Source organism: Achromobacter sp. FW305-C-28, assembly GCF_058783235.1.
The window spans coordinates 1-19,424 of sequence record NZ_JBYSYL010000023.1 but is presented as its reverse complement, the minus strand read 5'-3'; the positions used below and the strand labels follow the sequence as shown (position 1 = coordinate 19,424).

The 19,424-nt window shown below is 56.9% G+C and carries 6 protein-coding genes and 2 pseudogenes; 4 read left to right on the top strand and 4 right to left on the bottom strand.

Going from position 1 to position 19,424, the window contains the following annotated elements:
- Nucleotides 1-77 precede the first annotated feature (77 nt).
- Together AC3WMR_RS30495 and AC3WMR_RS30490 are read right to left on the bottom strand one after the other, a co-directional pair.
- Nucleotides 78-781, bottom strand: a pseudogene (locus AC3WMR_RS30495) (helix-turn-helix domain-containing protein); the annotation flags it as partial.
- Between the two features lie 192 nt (nucleotides 782-973).
- Nucleotides 974-1,147, bottom strand: a pseudogene (locus AC3WMR_RS30490) (site-specific integrase); the annotation flags it as partial.
- Between the two features lie 1,409 nt (nucleotides 1,148-2,556).
- On the opposite strand from AC3WMR_RS30490, the gene AC3WMR_RS30485 reads away from it, so the two are divergent.
- The 4 genes from AC3WMR_RS30485 to AC3WMR_RS30470 all read left to right on the top strand — a co-directional run bounded on the left by AC3WMR_RS30485 (nucleotide 2,557) and on the right by AC3WMR_RS30470 (nucleotide 17,016).
- Nucleotides 2,557-3,867, top strand: a complete 1,311-nt coding sequence (locus AC3WMR_RS30485; RefSeq protein ID WP_492266944.1) for a DNA cytosine methyltransferase — start codon at nucleotides 2,557-2,559, stop codon at nucleotides 3,865-3,867.
- Nucleotides 3,868-6,931: 3,064 nt separating this feature from the next.
- Nucleotides 6,932-9,751 (top strand): hypothetical protein, encoded by a 2,820-nt coding sequence (locus AC3WMR_RS30480; protein WP_492266945.1) that lies wholly within the window; start codon nucleotides 6,932-6,934, stop codon nucleotides 9,749-9,751.
- The gene (locus AC3WMR_RS30475; protein WP_492266946.1) at nucleotides 9,748-15,741 is read left to right on the top strand and encodes a DEAD/DEAH box helicase; all 5,994 of its coding nucleotides are present in this window, start codon (nucleotides 9,748-9,750) and stop codon (nucleotides 15,739-15,741) included. The genes AC3WMR_RS30480 and AC3WMR_RS30475 overlap by 4 nt, the downstream gene beginning before the upstream one ends.
- A 66-nt stretch (nucleotides 15,742-15,807) precedes the next feature.
- Nucleotides 15,808-17,016, top strand: coding sequence for a PD-(D/E)XK nuclease family protein (locus AC3WMR_RS30470; RefSeq protein WP_492266947.1), 1,209 nt, complete (start codon nucleotides 15,808-15,810; stop codon nucleotides 17,014-17,016).
- On the opposite strand, the gene AC3WMR_RS30465 is transcribed toward AC3WMR_RS30470, so the two are convergent.
- A complete protein-coding gene (locus AC3WMR_RS30465) occupies nucleotides 17,008-17,898 on the bottom strand; it encodes an HNH endonuclease (protein ID WP_492266948.1) in 891 nt (296 codons plus the stop codon). The genes AC3WMR_RS30470 and AC3WMR_RS30465 overlap by 9 nt on opposite strands.
- A 148-nt stretch (nucleotides 17,899-18,046) precedes the next feature.
- Nucleotides 18,047-18,886 carry an HNH endonuclease gene (locus AC3WMR_RS30460; RefSeq protein ID WP_492266949.1) on the bottom strand — a complete coding sequence of 280 codons (840 nt, stop codon included), beginning with the start codon at nucleotides 18,884-18,886 and terminating at the stop codon, nucleotides 18,047-18,049.
- Nucleotides 18,887-19,424: the final 538 nt, after the last annotated feature.

The window sequence follows — 19,424 nt, the reverse complement described above, 5'->3', positions numbered from 1 at the left end:
CGTTTCTTCTTCATCGGCATATCCATGATCTTTAGTCCTCATGATATGCCCCGCCCACAAAATCCCGGATAGGCCCGATGGCGCCGGAAGCGGTGATGGCTGTCCGTGGTCTTGTGATACGCCCGGCGCGGTCGCACCAGCATCCGAGCGCTGCGCAGGATGTCGAACAGCGCATCGCGCCCAGCCTTGATCCCCGCCTCGCGCAGCGGTTGGCGCAGCACGTGATGCAGCTTGCGCGTACCCAGCTTCGGTTGCCGTACCCGCAACGCCGTCACCATCGACATCACCTGGCATGCCTGCTGCTGGCGCTCCCGCTCCCTGTGCCTACCTTTGTAGTAGGCCTGGCGGCTGTGACCCATATATCGGCAAGCCCTTGCCACACTCAGCCCTTGGACGAGCTTTTGCGTGAGGACTTGCCCAAAGGCTTTTTTACGACGCGCACCCCATAGTCCTTCTCCAGCACGTTGACCACGGCCTCGAACAACTGCGCCTTCTCGCGCGCTTCCTTGAGCTGCACCTCCAGCTCCTTGATCCGCTGCTCGGGCGTGAGCACCTTGCCTTGACGATCCATGTCCACTCCTCTAACCGTCGGCAGGCTCCAACCTCTCAGCCCAGGGCGACCATGCTTACGCAGCCACACCAGCACCGTCGAACGTCCTTGAATCCCGTAGCGCCGCTGCGCCTCTTTGTACGTCAGTTCGCCTTTTTCCACCTGCTCGACCACTGACAGTTTAAAAGCCAGGCTGTAGTCCCGCTGGGTTCGCTTGATCCCTGATTCCAATTGACTCTCCTTTTTTCTCTCAAAAAGGTGTCAACCAATTCCAGGATGGGTCAAGATAAGGAATAAAGTCCGTAATAAGAAAGGAAGTCCGTATTCCTAGTACGTCTTCTATTTGTCGCTAAGTTGAAAGGAATATCAGTCAAAAGCCTTATTTTTGGATTTTCGGCCGCTTCTAGCGGCCTTTTTCTTAACTTCTGCCGGACGCTGGGTCGTCTGTTGCATGGCGGTAGCTCTCGCGGCTACGTGGCTTCCGTGACGGATAGCCTGTACCTGCAATCGCGTGAGATCGCACGCTCGAAACTTGCTATCAATTGCGAGGTTGAACATCGCGTGCTCCCGAGTATTCGAAGCCATCTAAAGTCTCATTCGAATTGCCCAAATTTCTCGGAGCTATAGGGGCGGCTTCTGCCCGATGAACTTTTCCTTGTCCCATGGGGGTACGGCGGTCGACGGCGGCATTCGCGGATTCCTTGACGATCTCCTTTTGAGTAAAGGGAGATTCAGTGTGCTCCTACGGAGGGGGGCTATCCGACCCACTACAGACAATCACTAACGTCTAAGTTAACGAGCCGCCAAGCGGTTTAACATCCTATTGAGAAACTAGTGAGGTCACTGCGAAGATGCTCCACATAAACAATGCGATTAGGCTGCGCTATGGAGTTCCGACCATCAAAGCAAGTGCTTGCCAAAGAGGTTGGTTCCATTTTGGAATGGGTTAGATAGGAATAGTAGATTGCGGATTCCAGGCCACACTGATCCTCTGGGGCTTCAGACCAAAATTTCACAGCAGTTGGCACGAGGTTGGCCTCTATGAGCGACTGAATTTTCTCGCTATATAGTTTCTCATAGCCATTGCAGATATCTCCCTCTGTTTCTGGTGTGTTTAGATAATCATGATTTCCGACCGATTTGGCGCATGCACCAATATCCTGCACAAGCATTACATAAGGCCCCAATGCAGCGAATTGGCTGTCTTGGGTGTGTATTGAAAATAATCAAATCACTTTAGAGTCATTGCCTTCAAGCGGCCGGCATGCTGTGTTTTGCTTAAAAGCTTGTAAAGCATTTCCCATATGCTAGGCAACGCTTCATTGAGAGGAAAAATGCCGTCTTGAGAAGAAGTGCCCTCGAGGACTCGCGTCAGGTGGAACCAATATGTCCTAAGGATAGATTTTTTCGATTGAAAAAATAGACTATCAAGAAGGCGCTTCGTTTCATAGGTGCCATCTCCTTCAGGCCTTCTTTCCTTGAAGCGCCGCTTTATGTCGAACTGATCAAAAAGGCAATTATCTGCCTTGGCTGCACGCCATATATCTCCGCAATACAGGATATGGTCGATTCAACGGCTTCGCAATCTAGATGCAAAATGATTGAGGTCCCGTTGCGGCTGTTCGAGCTTTTTCGATCTAAGGCTGCTTCGCAGAGTTGGCAGTTGTTCGCTTTCGCGAGTCTGGTTAGCGTCGGGAGGGATTCCGGACGGACAAGCGTTTGATCAGGGCAAGAACCAGTTCGACGTTCTTTTTTAATTTGAACACCGCGCTTCGCTCTGTTGTCGCCCTGCCGCGCATTACTCTGCGCGTTCTCGTACCTGAGATCTGGTCGACGGCGCCTGCATGAGGCATACTACCAATTAATACAGCACGAACGATGGGGAAAACGACGGTAATGAGCGCGAGCTGCGCCGTGGATGGAGGTTGCTCGCTGGTGCCGTGGCTCCAAACGGCTTTCGCAGGCTCTTAGCCGGCGCCAGGCGCTTTCCGTCGCAGGACACAAAAATGAAATTTATAGACTTGTTCGCTGGCTGCGGCGGGTTGTCGCTCGGCCTAACGCAAGCAGGGATGAACGGTGTGTTTGCTATCGAACGTGACTCGATGGCATTTCGAACCTTTGCAGCCAACTTTGTTGGAGCTTCCGCGACCAGCTCTATGCCCTTTGAATGGCCCGATTGGCTCGAACAGAGGGCGTGGGGCATTGACGACCTGCTCGATCTTCATGCAGACAAATTGCACGGGCTTCGCGGTTCAGTGCAGGTAATCGCAGGAGGACCTCCTTGTCAAGGCTTTAGCACGGCGGGGAGGCGGAACGAAGACGATCCTCGGAATCAAATGTTCCGGAAGTACGCGAAGGTCGTCGACGCAGTTCGCCCGCTGGGTCTGATCCTCGAGAACGTTCCGGGAATGAAAATCGCGCACACCAAGAAGTCGTCGGGTGCCGCGACGAGCGACAGGGTTAAGTCGTACTACGAGAAGGCCAAAGCGACACTCGAGGCCATTGGATACGACGTCCTCGGTCAGGTACTTTACGCGGATAGGTTCGGCGTGCCGCAGCGGAGGCCCCGCTTGATCGTCATTGGAATTCGTCGTGACCTGGCGTTTTTCCTTAAGGGAGGCGTCTCGCGCGTGTTCGCGATCATCGAGGAACAAAGGAAAGAGCATCTTGGCTGCTTGGGCCTCGAGGAACAGATATCGGCTGCGGACGCGATTTCTGATTTGGAGCTGTCACGTCGAGGGACGACGCCTTGTCTCGACGAGGAGTCGCCCAAGGGATTCTCGGAAATCGTTTACGACCGGCCATCGACGAACTACCAGCGCCTTATGCACGCAGGGCATGAAGGCAAACCCATGAACAGCATGCGGTTGGCTCGCCATCGGGAGGATGTGACGCAACGCTTTTCCGAAATACTGGCGGCCGCGCCGCGCGGTGTCCGCATGAATGAAGCACTCCGGGAGCAGTTTGGCCTTCGCAAGCATCGTGTCTATCCAATGGCAGCCGAAGAACCAGCGCCGACCATGACTACTCTTCCCGACGACGTCTTGCATTACGGCGCTCCTCGCATTCTGACCGTGCGCGAGACGGCGAGGCTGCAATCCTTCCCAGATTGGTTTATGTTTTTGGGCAAATACACGACCGGGGGCCATCGACGAACCAAGGAGTGCCCGCGGTATACACAGGTTGGCAACGCCGTTCCTCCACTGCTTGCCAGAGCGATTGGTCACGCAATGTTAGCAGCGCTCAGCGAAGCGGACGCAGCACTTCTTGCCCACTCCGCCTCGTTACGAGAGGAATCTGAGCTCCAGAATGCTTGAGTAGCGGCGGTGATACCAACGAACTTGGGCGATGCCGCGCCCCTCGTTTGGAACAGACTGTGGGTTTATATCGCGCCGCGAGTCTTCGCGTGTCCAGACGGCAGTCACTTTGCGTAGTGTCCTTTGAATGAGCTGAGTAGGTGGATGAGTCAAGCAGAGTCGCTCGATCGAGACAAAGTTGTATCAGCGAATTGGTCGTTGGCCGATTGGAATGCGGCGCTCATTCGACAGATCTTCATGCGGCCTGATCGCACTTCGACTAGTCTTAGTCGTCTTGACACCACCGGCCGGCTACTTCAAAAAATTGCTGGGGAAGTCGACGGGGAGGTTGCAAAGCGACGCTTCATTGCTGCATTCGGCAACGATCCGGCTCGCATCAAGAGGCAATACCGCTGGTCATCGTCGATCCCTGCTACTACACAGAGGGATGGAATCCCGCCAACATTCGCCGCCCTGTACCTCACGCTCTTAGCCGCGAGTGCGGATGACACCACGTTCGAAGACGGGAACTTCCGGAACAGATTCTCGCGGTTGTTGAATTCGCCAGGTCTTGCTTCATTTGAATTTGGAGAGTTGCCGAGGCTCTGGCTGCACTTTGCTGAATGGACACGATCCCGTCAGCAGAGTAGGCGAGACTGCGCCCGGCTATTGCTGCCCGATCCACCACAGCACGAGAAGTTGATCGGACGGTCGAAACGACTCGCGTTCCCCACGTATCGCGATGAGTTGCAGCTTCGAGCGACATTGAAGAAAAGCGGTCTGGACTCCGACGCCAGCTTTGCTTCGGTGAGCGCAGTGGTACATGAGCGCCTCACGTCGTTCAGCAGCGACTTTCGGGAAGAGTTGACGACCTTCCACCAATTCGTCGCGAGAGGGCGACGGCTGGAAGCATACGAGAGCCCGTTTTGGGGGGCAATAAGGGACATCCGGCAAGAGACCGACGAAAAGCGGGTAGAGGATTACGGGCGGTTCTGCGTACTACTGGATGCTTCCGACCCTAGACATCTCGAGTTTTGCCTGCTTTCTGACGACCGCGGTTTGCAGTCATTGGCTGAGGGTGAGCGCATCGTTCTTGAAAGACCGCAGGAGAGTTACCGCCTCATGTGGCGCGATCCAGCGAGAACGACGGCTATCGATGCCATCGCGGCACTAGCGGCCCGGCATCGTGATCTAGCACGCTCTCGTGTCGGCACCGCACTTCTGGCGGGGTGTCTGATGCTCCTCCCTGACTCGGTCGGCCGTTTAACGACGGACGGCGACTACTACGACAACGGTCCAGTCGCACTGGTCAGTCGCCGAGAGCACTCCGACCGGTTCATCGCCACATGCCGCCACCTTGGAGTCAGATGGCATGGGGCTTCCGCGCATGATGCGAATGGCGAGTGGAGAGCGATGGTGTTTCCGTCGATTAGCCGCGCTTCTCTTGATCGCCTATCTGCGCTCATACCCGAGGGAGCCAAAGGGCTTGCAAGAAGTGGATGGCGGCCTCCACGCCCCAGGTTGAGCGGTGGCGCGTGGTTCGGTCAGGCATTGCTGCTAAGCCCAGCGAGCAATCCGGTGGTGCACATGGAGAACTGCGAGGCTGGCCGATTTGCTTTACTCGGTGAGACGGGCGAGGAGATCGGCGTAGGCGAACTCGACATGACGGGTGACGAACTCTACATTCCTCCCGCCATGTTGACTGAGATTCGACGAATTACTGCTTGCCGTTACGTGCTGGAACTCGGCGCCGACGGAGAGAGCGTCCTGGAAGTGCCGGTTGTGACAGAGATTCCTCGCCTCGACTATCGACAGATCGGAGATCGTGGCGTCTGGTTGTCTGATGGACCGAATGGATCGCTATCGGGCCTGGAGCGCGTGCCCCCTCTTCCAGGGAGCACGGTTGACCTTGCGCGTCAGCGTCCTTTGACTGGCGGTTGGCCTCTGCTCAAGCCGACATCTACCACTTCGCATACGGCCTGCGCACCTACGGAGCAGAGCCAGCCTCCACAACCATTTGGTTGGCTCACTGAGATGCTCGCACTTAGGTATGCGAGGCGTACAAGCCTGCCGTTTAGCGAGCTCAGATCGCATCTGGACATGGTAGCTGCAGCGACCAACATTTCGCCCTGGGTAGTCAGGCGGCTCCTACTGGCGGGGTGTTGGCTACGGACTGTCGAAAGGCGAACGTCGCCATTTCCTACACTGATCCTCGCAGACCGGATGATTTCTTGCAGAAGCTTGAATGGACGATCGGTCGCGCGAATATCTGGCATGTTTCAAGAAGCCGAACTGCGAGACCTACAGCAAGCGCTCTATCCGACTGAGAGCATCAGCCGGATTAGCACCGATGATCTGCAAGCAGTGATCGGTTGCCTTGAAATTTCGTTCGACTCCATGGACCGAGCTCGTGAGCTGGCGAACCGTCATAACCTTACCTGGATCGAACAAGAGACCCCGTGGAACCCGATGGCGGGCATGCTTTTGCCGACAAGCGAGATTCGCTGTCGCCAAGTCATGCAACCCAATCTCTTGCTGGAGGAATGGGACTCCAAAGCGCGTCTCTGGCTCGAGGCTAGGGTTGTGACGGAGGAGCCTGTGCCCGGAGCTCTATTCAAGGCACAAGGCAATCAGCGAAACACCTTTTGGATTAAATCCAAAGACGGGTTCTTTGCTACCGACAGCAGTTCATGGGCTTGGCTCGTTCACACCCAGGAAATTGAAGGGTCGCTGGGCAGCCTTTTGGCGAACGGCGATGTAGCTTGGTCTGAAAGGATCATGTCACTGCCAAGCACCCTATGCAGATGGTGGTTGCATTTGGGAGGGGGGTGCATCGGCATCGGCCCCCAGGGAGCTCTAGTGTTCCTAGGAGGGGGCACCAGATCGATTTGGGAGGGCGTAGCAAGCAGCACGCCTGACCACCCTACGGCTACTGCTCGTTGTCTGGAGCGGAGGGCGCTCGCACTGAGAATACGCCAAAGGCGCCCGAGCTAGCAGAAATCGTCGCGCATAGCGCCGAGGTCGCGTTCGCACTAGAAGATTTGGGAATTGGTGCCAACAAAAATCGTCAAGAACAGGGGGTGGGATGAACGGTACGAAAGGCGTGGCAAAGCAGAGGTTGACGCTTATGTTCACCGATGGGCCCGATGATCACGAATTACGTCGATGTATCACTGCAATTAAGAAGAAGCTGGTGGCAGCTGGCGCCAAGGCGGACAACCTTCCCACGAAGACTGAGCAGATCATTGAATTCGTGGTGGGACTGCGCCCTGCCGCAATGGACGCCGTGCGGGACTGGTTCAGAAAAAATGCCAGTCCCGCCGACAGCGCTCCGTTGACCGATGTGCTCGAGACGATCGATTTGGGCGTCTCCACCGAGGAGGTGGCCGGTCTAGGCAAGGAGTTCTGGCGTGCTGTCCTTCTAGAGTTCGCCAAGGCGGACGTTGCCCCTAGAGTGAAGGACTTTCTCGATGGTAAGCAGCCGGAGGACGTTGTTGAGGCGGAAACTTCAGCGTCGCCAGACACTATGCCGTTAATACTCACGACCTCTGAGGACGTCGAATCCTGCTTGGCCATCGCCTCTGGTAATCAAACTGCCTATGCCGGCCGATTTCTGCCTACTCTTGTAAGTGGCATCATTTCTGCACTTTCGGGAGATCGTGCAGAGGCCGACAAGGTAGCGAAGATCCTCGAGGACGATGCTGATCCCCTCGTCCGGCGATTCTCCAATGTCGTTTCATCCCTCGGCGCAAAGCATATTCTCCCTGCCAACCCTGGATTTCAGGTGCGTGAGCCACGCAACTTCACCGACCTTGAACTGGACTATGCGCAAGCGTGTCCAATTTTCGGGCACGTCAAGAACGTCCTGGCGACAGGACAAATCTTCGTCAAAGTCACCGGATTAGTCATCGACGGCGACCTAGTGGTCCTGTCGCCCGAACAGGCTCGCGAGCTATTTCCCATCCATGGCGACGTGACTGGATTTCCCAGCGTGGTCGGAGGTGGATGGAAAGCCTATATGGAAGGCATCTGGAAGGTCGAACATCGTAGCAGCGAAAAAAGTGCCCACTATGTGATCGTGGAAGAGTTGGCGCGAGCATACGAAGTGGTTCCAGTACCTTTCAATTCCAATGATCCAGATGCGATTCGGGGCTGGTTAACCACCAGCTATAAAGGGCGCGAAGAGGTTCTTCCGGTCTTCCAAACTTTGGATCGTCTGATCTTCAAGCTGCCTGGGAGCGCGGGCAATCCTGCCAAGTTCAACTTCGACACACCTCTCGATTCATATACGTCGCACCCAGCAGCGCGCGCCGCTGATGGCCGGGTCGTGTCGATCGATCCATTCCCTGCGCCTGCTCAACGATTCGATTGTGCGCCTGCGACCACATGGATAAAGCGCCTTCTGCGAGAGGGCACCGCCGTTGGAGGCTTTCCTGTCTTCACAAAGGCACAGGTTGGGGCGCTTGTCGACTTTGTGTCCAGCAATACGGATCCTTCGACAACGGGCTCCTACCGCCGGGCTCAAGCCAGCCTTGAAGCCTCTTTCGATACGCGAGCAGGAATCGAAGAGTCCATCTCCTTACTGCTCGACATTCCGCGGGTGAAAGAGGCCATAGAGTATGAGAAGAAGGCGGCAGTAGAGGCGCTTAGGCAAGACAAGGAGGGCTTGGCCAGTGAGGTCGACGATCTACGCACCAAGAAGCGCGAAATCCTTGAAGAGATCGAGAAGCAGCGCAAGTCTCACCAGACTGAATTGGAGCGACTCAAGAAGGTTGCACATTCGCAAGAGTTGGATCTGGAGCGACGCATGAAGGCTGTCTTCGAGCGTGCCGGCAAGGATGGTATCGAGACACTTGCCCAGATGTCTCTCATCCGAGCCCTGCTTTCGCCGGGCACGCCTACGGTTGCCCAGCATTTATCGCAGAGCGCGCCGTCAGCACCTGTAATCCCAGTCAGTGTTGCTATTCCAGAGACTAATCCTCTCCCACTGACGACTGCGAGTGAACTGAAACGTGCCATCAACCGCACAGCGGGGGCCGCGGGGCTCGGCGACATGTTGTTGTCCAACGTGGTTTCAGCGTGCATCGCGACGAGTGTTGTCGGGCTCATAGGTAGCCAGCACGGTCGAGTCACGACGGCACTGGCGGGCACGTTGGCTGGGGGGGTTACTTGCGAGGTCTCGATCACCGGGGACATGTTCGGTATTGGTGATCTGATGAAGGCTCCAGCCGTGGTGCATGCCTTAGGTTCGACCTCCGCTCTTTCGTTGGGCGACTTCCTCGATCTTCGGAACGAGACTGAATGTGCTTCCGTCATCAAGCTCCTGGGGGTCAACCGAGCACCTCCCGAAACATTTCTTCCCGAGTTGCTTGCATTGGGACAGTCTCCCAAGACTGGCATTGGCTGGATCGACAAGAAAGGCGAAATGAGGTGCACGCGCTTCGCGGGGCCCACCGTCTTCCTGCTTTCCTTTGTCGGAGGAAAGTCGACGTTCCCAATGCCGGCAACTCTCGCCAGCGCGATTCCGCTGATTCAGGTCGACCAGGGCTGGTTAAGCGAGGGCATCACAACGCATGCTCCGGCGAGATCCAGCATCGTAAAGACGGCAGGTTGGCGCGACCTACCTGAAATCGGAGAGGCCTTAGCCAGAGTTCCCGTCGATTCTGCTGCACCAGAGCATGGCGAAGTGCGCTTCGCTGAGGCCGCGGCATGTCTAGGTATTGAAAGAAGCGATGCGATCGCGCATGGCGTACTGGCGTTCCGCATTGGCCGGGAAGACCGATCGGCGATTGAGGCACGTCTTCCGGCTGTCACAGCCGATTTACACGTGTACTTAAAGGCATTCGAGTCAATCGAGATCGCTTCACTAGTTAACCAACTGTTCGAGCCGGAAATCGCAGCATGAGAAATCCCGTAGAAACCTTTGAGTCAATTCGAGACTTCTATATCACTTACCTCGAGACTGCGTTCCGCATCGGACATCCGCTGATCCAGAGCGAGCGTCGCAAGCTGCTCGAGCAAATCGGCACGCTGTGTGCAGAGCTCTACGTCGAACCCATGCCAAGATATCTGGACTACGGTCTGGATGTAGGGGAGCTTCGTGGCGACGACGGAGGCCATAAGTGGCTTCCTGGCTTCAATGCGTCCCAACGTGAAGCCTTTGTTGATATTTGCCTTGGCGGACTGCTGCCCCGGCACGATGTTGATCCCCGGAAGGGTAAGTTCAAGCTGTATACACACCAGCTCGAAATGCTTCGCAAAGGTGTTGCATCGGGAACTCCAGGGATAGTGACGTCCGGAACCGGCTCCGGCAAGACCGAGTCCTTCCTACTGCCCATTCTTGCCCAGATCGCCAAGGAGGCCTGCTCGTGGCCCAAGCTTAGCGACGCCACCTCATGGACGCCCTGGTGGCGAGTGGCGGGCACCGAACCAAGCTTCATGCGAGATGCCCCTTTCGAACACCCGGCTCGACCTAAGGCAGTTCGTGCGCTCATCCTCTACCCCATGAATGCCTTGGTAGAAGATCAACTGGTTCGAATGCGGAAGGCGCTCGACTCCGACGAGGCGCAAGCCGCCATGGACGCCCACCTTGGGGGAAATCGAATCTACTTTGGCCGCTACACAGGTGCTACCAAGGTGACGGGCTGGTTGAAGCATCCGCGTACCAATAAGAGTAGCCAAAAGATTGACAGCCTCCGTGAATACCTCGACGGCCTCGAAGCCACCTATGACGCCGCGGCGGCACAGAGCGCTGCTACGGGTGACGACTCTCTCCCGTTCAATTTCCCCCGGACGCCGGGCGCGGAAGTCGTCACGCGCTGGGATATGCAGCGCCACCCACCAGATATTCTCATCACGAACACCAGCATGCTATCGACCATGCTGGTGCGCGAAGTAGATGAGCCAATCTTCGCGCAAACTAGAAAGTGGCTGGAGAGCGATCCCGACGCTTATTTCTATCTAGTCCTCGACGAGCTGCACCTGCAGCGCGGATCAGCTGGGACCGAGGTTAGCTATCTGCTGCGAAATCTGCTCATGCAGCTTGGGCTTTCCGATCCAAAGAACAGGCACAAGCTCCGAATCCTTGCGTCCAGCGCATCGCTTCCCGTCGACGGTCCGGCTGCGCAGCAAAGTATCGAATACCTCTGGGGCATGTTCGGCGACAGCGGGATGCCAGCCGGCGCAACGGCGGCAGACTGGGCTGGAAGTATCGTTAGCGGCGCGATACTGAATCGCACAGTGAAACCATTCAAGGGCGACTTGGCCATGTTGTGCGAAGCCGTGCGTGCTCTGGCCAACAAGAACCAACCGAACGCTCCAGCGTCTATCGCCGCAGACGCTTGGCGCAAGGTCGCTGCGGGACTTGGCTGCCTAGAGGGAACGGCGGATTTGGAGGCAATGGCCCTTCGTGCAGTGGCTTCCGCGGCGGAACTATTGGAGGATGGTTGCGCGCAGTCTGGCCAACCACTCCGCGCAACGTCGATGAGCGAGATCGGTAGACGTCTCTTCGGATCGCAGCCGCAGGCGCTTGAGGGGGTCAAGGCTCTGTCATGGGTACGCTCATGCACTGATTCGTGGTCGACGTTGTTCGGCCGGCGCATTGATCCAGAGGTATCGCTGCCTCGCTTCCGAATGCATGCATTCCTACGAGCCATCGAAGGGCTATTCGTTGCACCTAGGCCCGCGCCGCTGACCCTGCCGAGGGATGAGCGGATGCGCTTGCTGTACGGAGACCTCTCCGTCGAGGCAGGCTCTCGATACGGCAGTCACAAGCATGAAGGCAAGCCAGCGAGGCAGGTCGACATGCTTTATTGCGAATGTTGCGGCACGCTCTTTGTAGGTGGAAAGAGATCTGCGTCATCTGGCAACGGTGGTCGCGTCGAACTACTTCCCAACGATCCAGACACAGAGAGCTTGCCTGAGCGGGCCAAGGCCAACATTGTCGAGCAGCGCACCGCGTTGGACTACTCGCTGTTTATGCCCACGGTCGAAAGATTCTGGCCGCTGGGCAGCGACGAAATTTCCGACGACGATTCGCAAGGGCGATGGCGTAAGGCTGAGCTTGATCCGTTCACCGCGACGATCACTCCTATAGGGCCAGCTGGCGCGCTAAACGGAGACAGGATTCCCGGATGGGAATATGTCGTCAACGAAGGCAACTTCAAGCCAAACGAGAAGAGGAAGCAATCTGCAGTCGACTCGCCAGGCACAGCGTTGCCTTTCCAATGTCCGGCCTGTGGTACCTCCTACAAGCACGGGAAAGGAAAGTCGTCACCTGTGCGAGGCTTCAGAGTCGGCTTCGCAAAAACTACGCAGCTCCTTGCGAGCACAATGATGAGCGACCTGCAGCGGTCGAACGAAAACGAGCGTCTGGTCACGTTCTCCGACAGTCGACAGGATGCAGCCAAGGCCGCCTTTGACTTGGAAGGAGGACATCACGACGACGCGCGGCGAGAAATCGTTATTCGAGAGATCCAACGGATCTATCAGTCGAGACCATCTCCAGCGGAAACGGACCGGTGTTTCCTTGAGGTCACGGCTCGCCTGCGTGAGCTAGACGAGAAAGAGGGGCGTGGCGACCTTTTGGCTGAAGAGGAGGTCCGCGAATACGAGGCGCTGAGCGAAGAACGCACGAAGCTACGACAACTACGAAGCGGTGCATTGGGCGACAGCATTGCTCTGAATGAGATTCTCGAGCCAGAAAGCCCAAAGGCCGGGTCGACGGTCCGAGGCCTATTGGGTTCGCTCGTGACCGCAGGCATCCACCCGACCGACCGCTCAGGTATCCACCCAATACCAAAACCGGGGAACAACGAACGGAACTCCGTCACGTTTGCGTGGCAGCAACTCTTCACAAGAGGATCGTCCGGTGTGTGGCACTGGCGGACGAGCAGTCCTCACGAAGACGACCTTAAGCGAGCTCGGTACGAGATTTCGCTGGATCTGGAGAGGCTCGCGGGGCAGACGATCTTCAGCAAGACCTACTTCGCCGTAGAAGAGGCCGGGTGGGGATATCCCTGCCTTCCCATCACTCCGGGCACTACGCGCACTGACATGGCAACTTTTGATGCCATGCTTCGCGTGCTTGCCGACGCCAACCGCGTTTTGCCGTCCCAGTACGTCAGCAGCAATAATCCGTGGCAAAGCGCAGCTGATGTGGGGAAGCGGAACAGGCTATGGCGTTTCTCGGCCGCACGCTGCAGTCAGCGTGGCGGAGCACCTCTCGACCTGATCGCTTCGTTCTTCGATAGATTGCAAACCGCGGGCCATCAAGGTGCTTTGATTTCCATTGCGAAGCTCCATATCCGTCCAGTTAGCAAGGAGAGCCCATTCTTCCGATGTAAGAACTGCGGGCGCGTCCACCTTCACTCAGGAGCAGGACTATGCACACGTTGCTTTGCCCCGCTCGACGAGCAGCCAAGCGGTACTGCTGCCGAGCTTAGAAACGACAACTTCCTTGGCAAGCGGATCGAAATGTCGCCGCGCGTTCGACGAATGCGTTCCGAGGAATTGACTGGCATGACCACGAACCCAGCGGCTCGGCTACGTCGATTCAAGGGTATCCTCATCGCCGATGAAGACGACATCCTTCCATCGGGCTTGCCTGGCCTCGAGCCAGACGAGGTCTTGGATCGGGAGGCCAGGGTCGTGGATGTCCTCTCTGTAACGACGACCATGGAGGTCGGCGTAGACATCGGGGATCTGCGTGCGGTCTTCCAAGCGAACATGCCACCACAGCGGTTCAACTATCAGCAGCGTGTCGGTCGAGCAGGCCGCCGTGGGCAGGCCTTCGCCTTCGTATTAACTGTGTGCCGCAGCAAGAGCCACGACTTGCACTACTTCAGGCACCCGGAGCAAATAACCGGGGATGCACCGCCGCCGCCGTTCTTGACTACAGGCCTCGCAATGATTGCGCAGCGTCTAGTCAGGAAGTTCTGGTTGGTGGAGGCCTTCAAGGTATTGCGCATGAAGTTCAGCAGTCCTGGGAAGAAGTGGCCACTCGACAGCCTTAGCGCGAAGCCAGACAATCATGGAGAGTTCTTCAGCGTGGAATGGCTGCGCGAGCCGGCCAATCGCGCCAGCTGGCTTCCGAGAATTAGGGACGCCCTTGACGGCACGGCGTCGGCCCGCGATTCGTTCGCGGCGTTCTGCGCACATGCTGACTCCACACGAGCCAAGGCAATACTGCACTCTCTCGACACAGCTTCACTCTTGCTCGACATCGAGAGAATCATCGATGATCCGTCGATGCTCGAAAAGGGACTGGCTGAGGCGCTAGCCGAGCATGGTAAGTTCCCGATGTATGGTATGCCTACTCGCACCAGAACTCTGCTCACAAGGCCAATCGATTCTAAGGACGTCGGAACTGCGCGATTCGCCGAAATGGATCGAGACCTCGATGTCGCCATCCAGGAGTTCTCGCCGGGTAGGTATTTGGTCCAAGACAAGCGGAAGTACTTCACTGCGGGGTATGCCGGGGCGCTCGTGCCAAGTTGGGACCACACCAAGTTCAACGCGATGCCATCTGATTTGGGCGAGCGACGAGATATGGTTCAGTGTCCTGTCTGCGAGTCATGGTCAACGGCGCTCGATGCTGCCGAGCAATGCAGAGCGTGTGACGCTGTCATCGCACAGGCACCGGTGCACAGGTGCTTCGTGCCTCGCGGGTTCATCACCACCCTTGTCGCCAAACATGCAGAAGAGGACGGAGATGAGTCCTTCTCCAAGGCTAGCCGCGCGTCGATCGCAGAAGCAAATGTTGTAGCTGCGGACAGCATCCCCAATTCGAATCTCGGAATCGAGCTCAGCCGCCAGGCATGGGTCCATCGTCTCAATCGAGGTGAATTCAAGGACTCTAGTTGGACAGGCTTCAGTGCCCAGAAAGGGGCACTGCGAGTTCCCTACAGAAGCACGGGCCAACTCAAAACACTGTGGGCAAACGACGTTTGGATCGACGATCAGGTACTTGACCTTGATGTGGGTGAGGAATCGATCCAGAGACGCTTCAAGGGCAACGGTGAGGCGCAGCCGCCGTTCTACCTTGCCTCTCCCAAGATCACCGATTCACTGTCCCTGCTGATCGCGCATGTTCCTAGCGCCCTCTCGTTGCTTCGATCCCCGGATATGGGTGGCTCCATGCTTTTTTCCTCAGCGTTCAGAGCGGGGGCGTTGTCCGCCTGCTTCCTGATCGTCAATTATGCATCGAGGGCGCTTCTGGACATCGACCCGGAAGAAATTGAGGTATTGGAGCCTCGCGTACAACGCTTCAACGACGGGCGAGTTCTCCCAGTTCTGCAGATGGCCGACCAACTGGTGAATGGCTCTGGCTTGTGCGACGGGCTTTCCCAGCCAGGCCTTTCTGGCGAGCCGATCGTCCTGGAGATCATGCGAGAGATCGTGAGCAATCGCGCTCAATCACCCCTCGCTGAGTTGATGGCGTCGACACACCGTGAACGATGCTTCCAAGGGTGCTATAGGTGCCTGCATCGCTATGGCAACCAGCCGTACCATGGCTTGTTGGATTGGCGCCTGGGCCTTGACGTTATCCAGCTGATGCTTGACCCGAGCTACGTTGCAGGGCTTGATGGAAGCTTCTTGGCCCCTGGGATCGAGGATTGGCGCGACCAAGCGCTCAAGCTCGCGAAGGAGGCAGCCTTGCTGTTTGGTACGGAAGCCAGGATGGTGGGCGACATGCCGGTCATCGGGCTTGGAGGAAGCGGTGTAGCTGCTGTCTTGCATCCATTCTGGAACAAGGACTTGGCATTGGAGCGCAATCCAGCACTGGAAGCCCTGTATCTCGAAACAGCGTCCATGTCCTGGACGACCACGTTCGAGCTGTCTCGCCGCATGGGTGAGGTGATGTTCAGACTGAGAACTGGCAATGACTTGGGATAGGGCCTCGAACGTATCCCCGCGGATGGCTCTCCTCTCGGGCCCCCCATGCTTCAACGAGCTCATGACATGAACGAGGACCCCGCAAAAGCCGCTGCCGATCACCCTTCTACATCGCGCACATTGGTTCGCACGAAGCTGGCCTCACCGTCAGCCCTCGGGCTGCTTGAGCTGTGCCCGCTCGCCTACCTGATGCAAACCGAGGGGCTGCCCCGCAAGACTATCGGCCAACATCCCGCGGCATTGCTAGGCACGGCGGTCCATGCGGTCACGAGTTCCATGATCGCGACAGGCATTCCTGCTCCGCAGGACGTGATCGACACTGTCAAAAATGAGTTCTTGAAGATGGCAGGCGATCCTGCTCGCTCGGGCACATTAGCCCAATGGATTCTTCAGCGCTACGGTATTGAAGGGTTTGTTACGAGGCGACAACTGGTCGAACGCTCTGCCTACGTTATAGGCTTGGTATCTCGGCTACCCCACATTGCTACGGGTCGCCGTGCAAACAGCGCCTTTGACGGCAGAGTGCCGACTGGAAGCGAGAGGTGGCTCGAGAGCAAAAAATTGGGTGCCGCTGGAAAGGTCGACTTGATCCTGAGGACGCACCAAGGGGGCATAAGAATCGTCGACTTCAAGACAGGCAAAATCTACGAGGAAAATGGCCAGATAAAGCGAGCGTACATCCTCCAAATGGCAGTCTATGCTCGGATCGTACAAGACCTGGAGCCTGCAACCGATCTCGAACTGGAGCTCATTGGCAAGACAGACACTTGGAGTAGTCCTTTCAATCAAGAGCTTCGCGCTATGGCCGAGGCTGTCATCGCAAGCCTGCGGTTAAAACTTCCGCTCGGTCGCGAGGTACATGATGAACAAACAGCAGTCCTCGGCGAGCATTGCACCCGTTGTTCAAGCAGGCCGTCCTGCAGGGGCTACGGTGCCGAGCTTTCGAGGCAGACTCTCGCGAATCAAGTCACCTGGACTGGTGGCTCGCTGGACGTCTCAGGTCAGGTGACCGACATCCTCCTCGAGGCTGGGCTTGTCACCCTACGCTTCGAGGACGTGAGCGGTGCTCGCGCAAGGATCGTCGGCATCCCCGAGGTAATCGCCGAGGAAGCTGGCCTCGGTGTGGGGCGTGAATTCCACGCATACTCTTTGGGTACGTCGGAGGCAAACCGGGACGGTAGCTTCCCGAGAAACTTCTTCGTGGTTGACACGGCTTTGCCGGGAAGGAGCGCGTTCCAGGCGACCTTCACGGCGACGGGATGCGCCTTAACTTAATCGACTCGCCGCTAGACTCGCCAAACCAAGGTCCATTGCGATCGCCTGCTCGCGCTGCATGATGAATTCACTGAGTCTCTGGGCGAGAGCTTGTCGCCCGATCGAAAAATGCAGGGCGCGATGGCAATTTGGGCATACTGCGGCTACGTTCGACGCTTCGTCTGGACCGTCGTCGGCCAGACGGAGCATGTGATGGACTTCCAGATATGGAATTCCACTCGCGCTCGTAAAGGGAGCAACACCACCACAACATTCGCATGTCCCACCTGCCCGAAGTAGGGCGTAACGATGGACGGCGGCACTTCGTGCCCGGTACTCCACGACGGTCATGCGATTGGTCGTTGGTTCAGGGCGGCTGGATACAAGTGGTCGAAGCACGGCGAGCTCAATCGCGGAGTCGTCGACTGGAGGCCCTATCGCGGCCGGTTCCGCACACGAGTCCTCGGCTTCCACTAAAAGGAACCGCGCTAGCAGGTCCCCTTTCCTCGGCCCACTATCCGGCCTAAAGAAGTCCACGCCGGAAACGTTGAACGAGCCACGAAACGTGTACAGCTTCCCATATCCCTGCCGCGCAATCTCCATTGAAGTCGGTTCCCGAGTGGTGAACAGCAGGACCGACCGCTCCTGAGAGGCAAGCTTGGCGTTTGCGGCGTTCGTCAAGCTTTGATCGCCAGTACTTCCCTGGCCTATATAGATCCAGGAGCCGTCAGGCTGCTGACCATCGTCGTAGCCCACCTTCTTGCCATGCCGCCCACCGGACGTGCAGATAACGCAGCCAGGCTCGCGATTGCCCCAAATAATGCCGGTTTGTCCTTGTCGACTCCCTACGAATGCAAGGAGCTCAGAGCGAGGATATTCTTGACCTATGCCAAAAGGATGCATGCGACCAGCCCATTAGTTGGATTCGACCTTCGTCGCCTCGACGGTACGCTGTGTCCTTTTTGCATACAGTCGTGAATAGCGTCACATGACGCTACGCAATAATGGGCATGCACTGACGTTAATGCAAGAGATAACCAGCCGCCTATATCTAGAACCCATGAAGCTTGCGGTGCTTGGCGAGATATTTCCGCATTCCCTTTGTGATCTTTCTTGGGTTCGCGATCTTCATATCAGCCTTGAGTCCGAACGCTTGTTTCGTGCGTGGCGCCAGATCGGAGTCGATGAGCATCATGCCGTCGCTGGAGAACGATATTAGGCCCTGATCGAAGAGTCGGTCGAGAGGGGATGACAGCAGCAGGCCATTGTCAACGTCCGTTTTTTCCTTTGGCTCGGACCGTGCCCATGGGTAAATGTGCGATGCAATCAACAGTCCGGGGTGGCCGTCGCAATTGTGATCCGCAACGGCGCATTTGCCTTCCCAGTGCTGCTGCACTGGGTCACGGAACTTTCTGTGGTTTTTCCGCACCCAGATGAGGCGCTGCTCCATCATACCTTCCTGCGTAGGTGCCGCGGTACGCTTGCTCGCGGTCGTCCCCTTCTTGTGACTCGCCCTGTAAACCTTCACACGTGAGCCACCGCCCCCCCCGTTTCCGTAAAACTCCCCGTCCGAAACACGGTCGCGATCATGGATGCCAACACACTGAAATCGGTCAACTAGGAAACGATAGACCGGCCCATTCTGGCTAATTCCTGTCCACCGCGCGTCGTAGAAAAAACCACACCAAATTTCTCGGCGCTGCTTGTTGCCTGACACCTCCTCAACCGCCACAACCACCAGATCGTGCGGCTCCGTGAGTGCCGGCCAGTGTTCCGTGAAATTGCGCCGCAGCGCGGCTATGTTGTCCTCGCTGCGGTGCATCTTCTGCACTACCGCCGACGAGGCGTCAACGAATTCCCCTTGAAAAATCTCCTGAATCGACTTCATCATTATCTCGGTCGGCTCCTGTGCTTACTTGATGGCTGAATTGTCAGCAATTCGAACTGTTATGTCGAATGTCTCTTTCTGGCCAATGGCAGTCGATCGTCGACATCTTATAAGTCATCCGGTCGGAGCATCGTGCCGACCGCCTCTTAATCCAGATTATCCACCGCCGAGGCGGAGGAATGCTGAATGTTTCTGGAGCCAACGTGATGAAATATTCGCTGTAGACCAGACGATGCCGAACACTATCCCGGCCAATGGGTCGGGCTTGGCTTTCAAGACCTGGTCGCTTGATGAAGTAATGCGCGAAGTGCAAAAACGGAGTAATGCGCATGAGAGGGAGGCAGCGAAGCAGGTAATGGGCCGCCTACGAGACCATCTCGGAGAAGCTACGAACTTCCTCTCTCGCTTCAGCCGGTACAAGCCGGTGTACTTTTATTGCTCGCCGATTGATGGCTCACCCCGCTTGACCCTAACCCAGTTTTTAGTACCGATCTAAATTAGAGAAATCCGGCATGATTTCACCATATGGAATAGGAGCCAT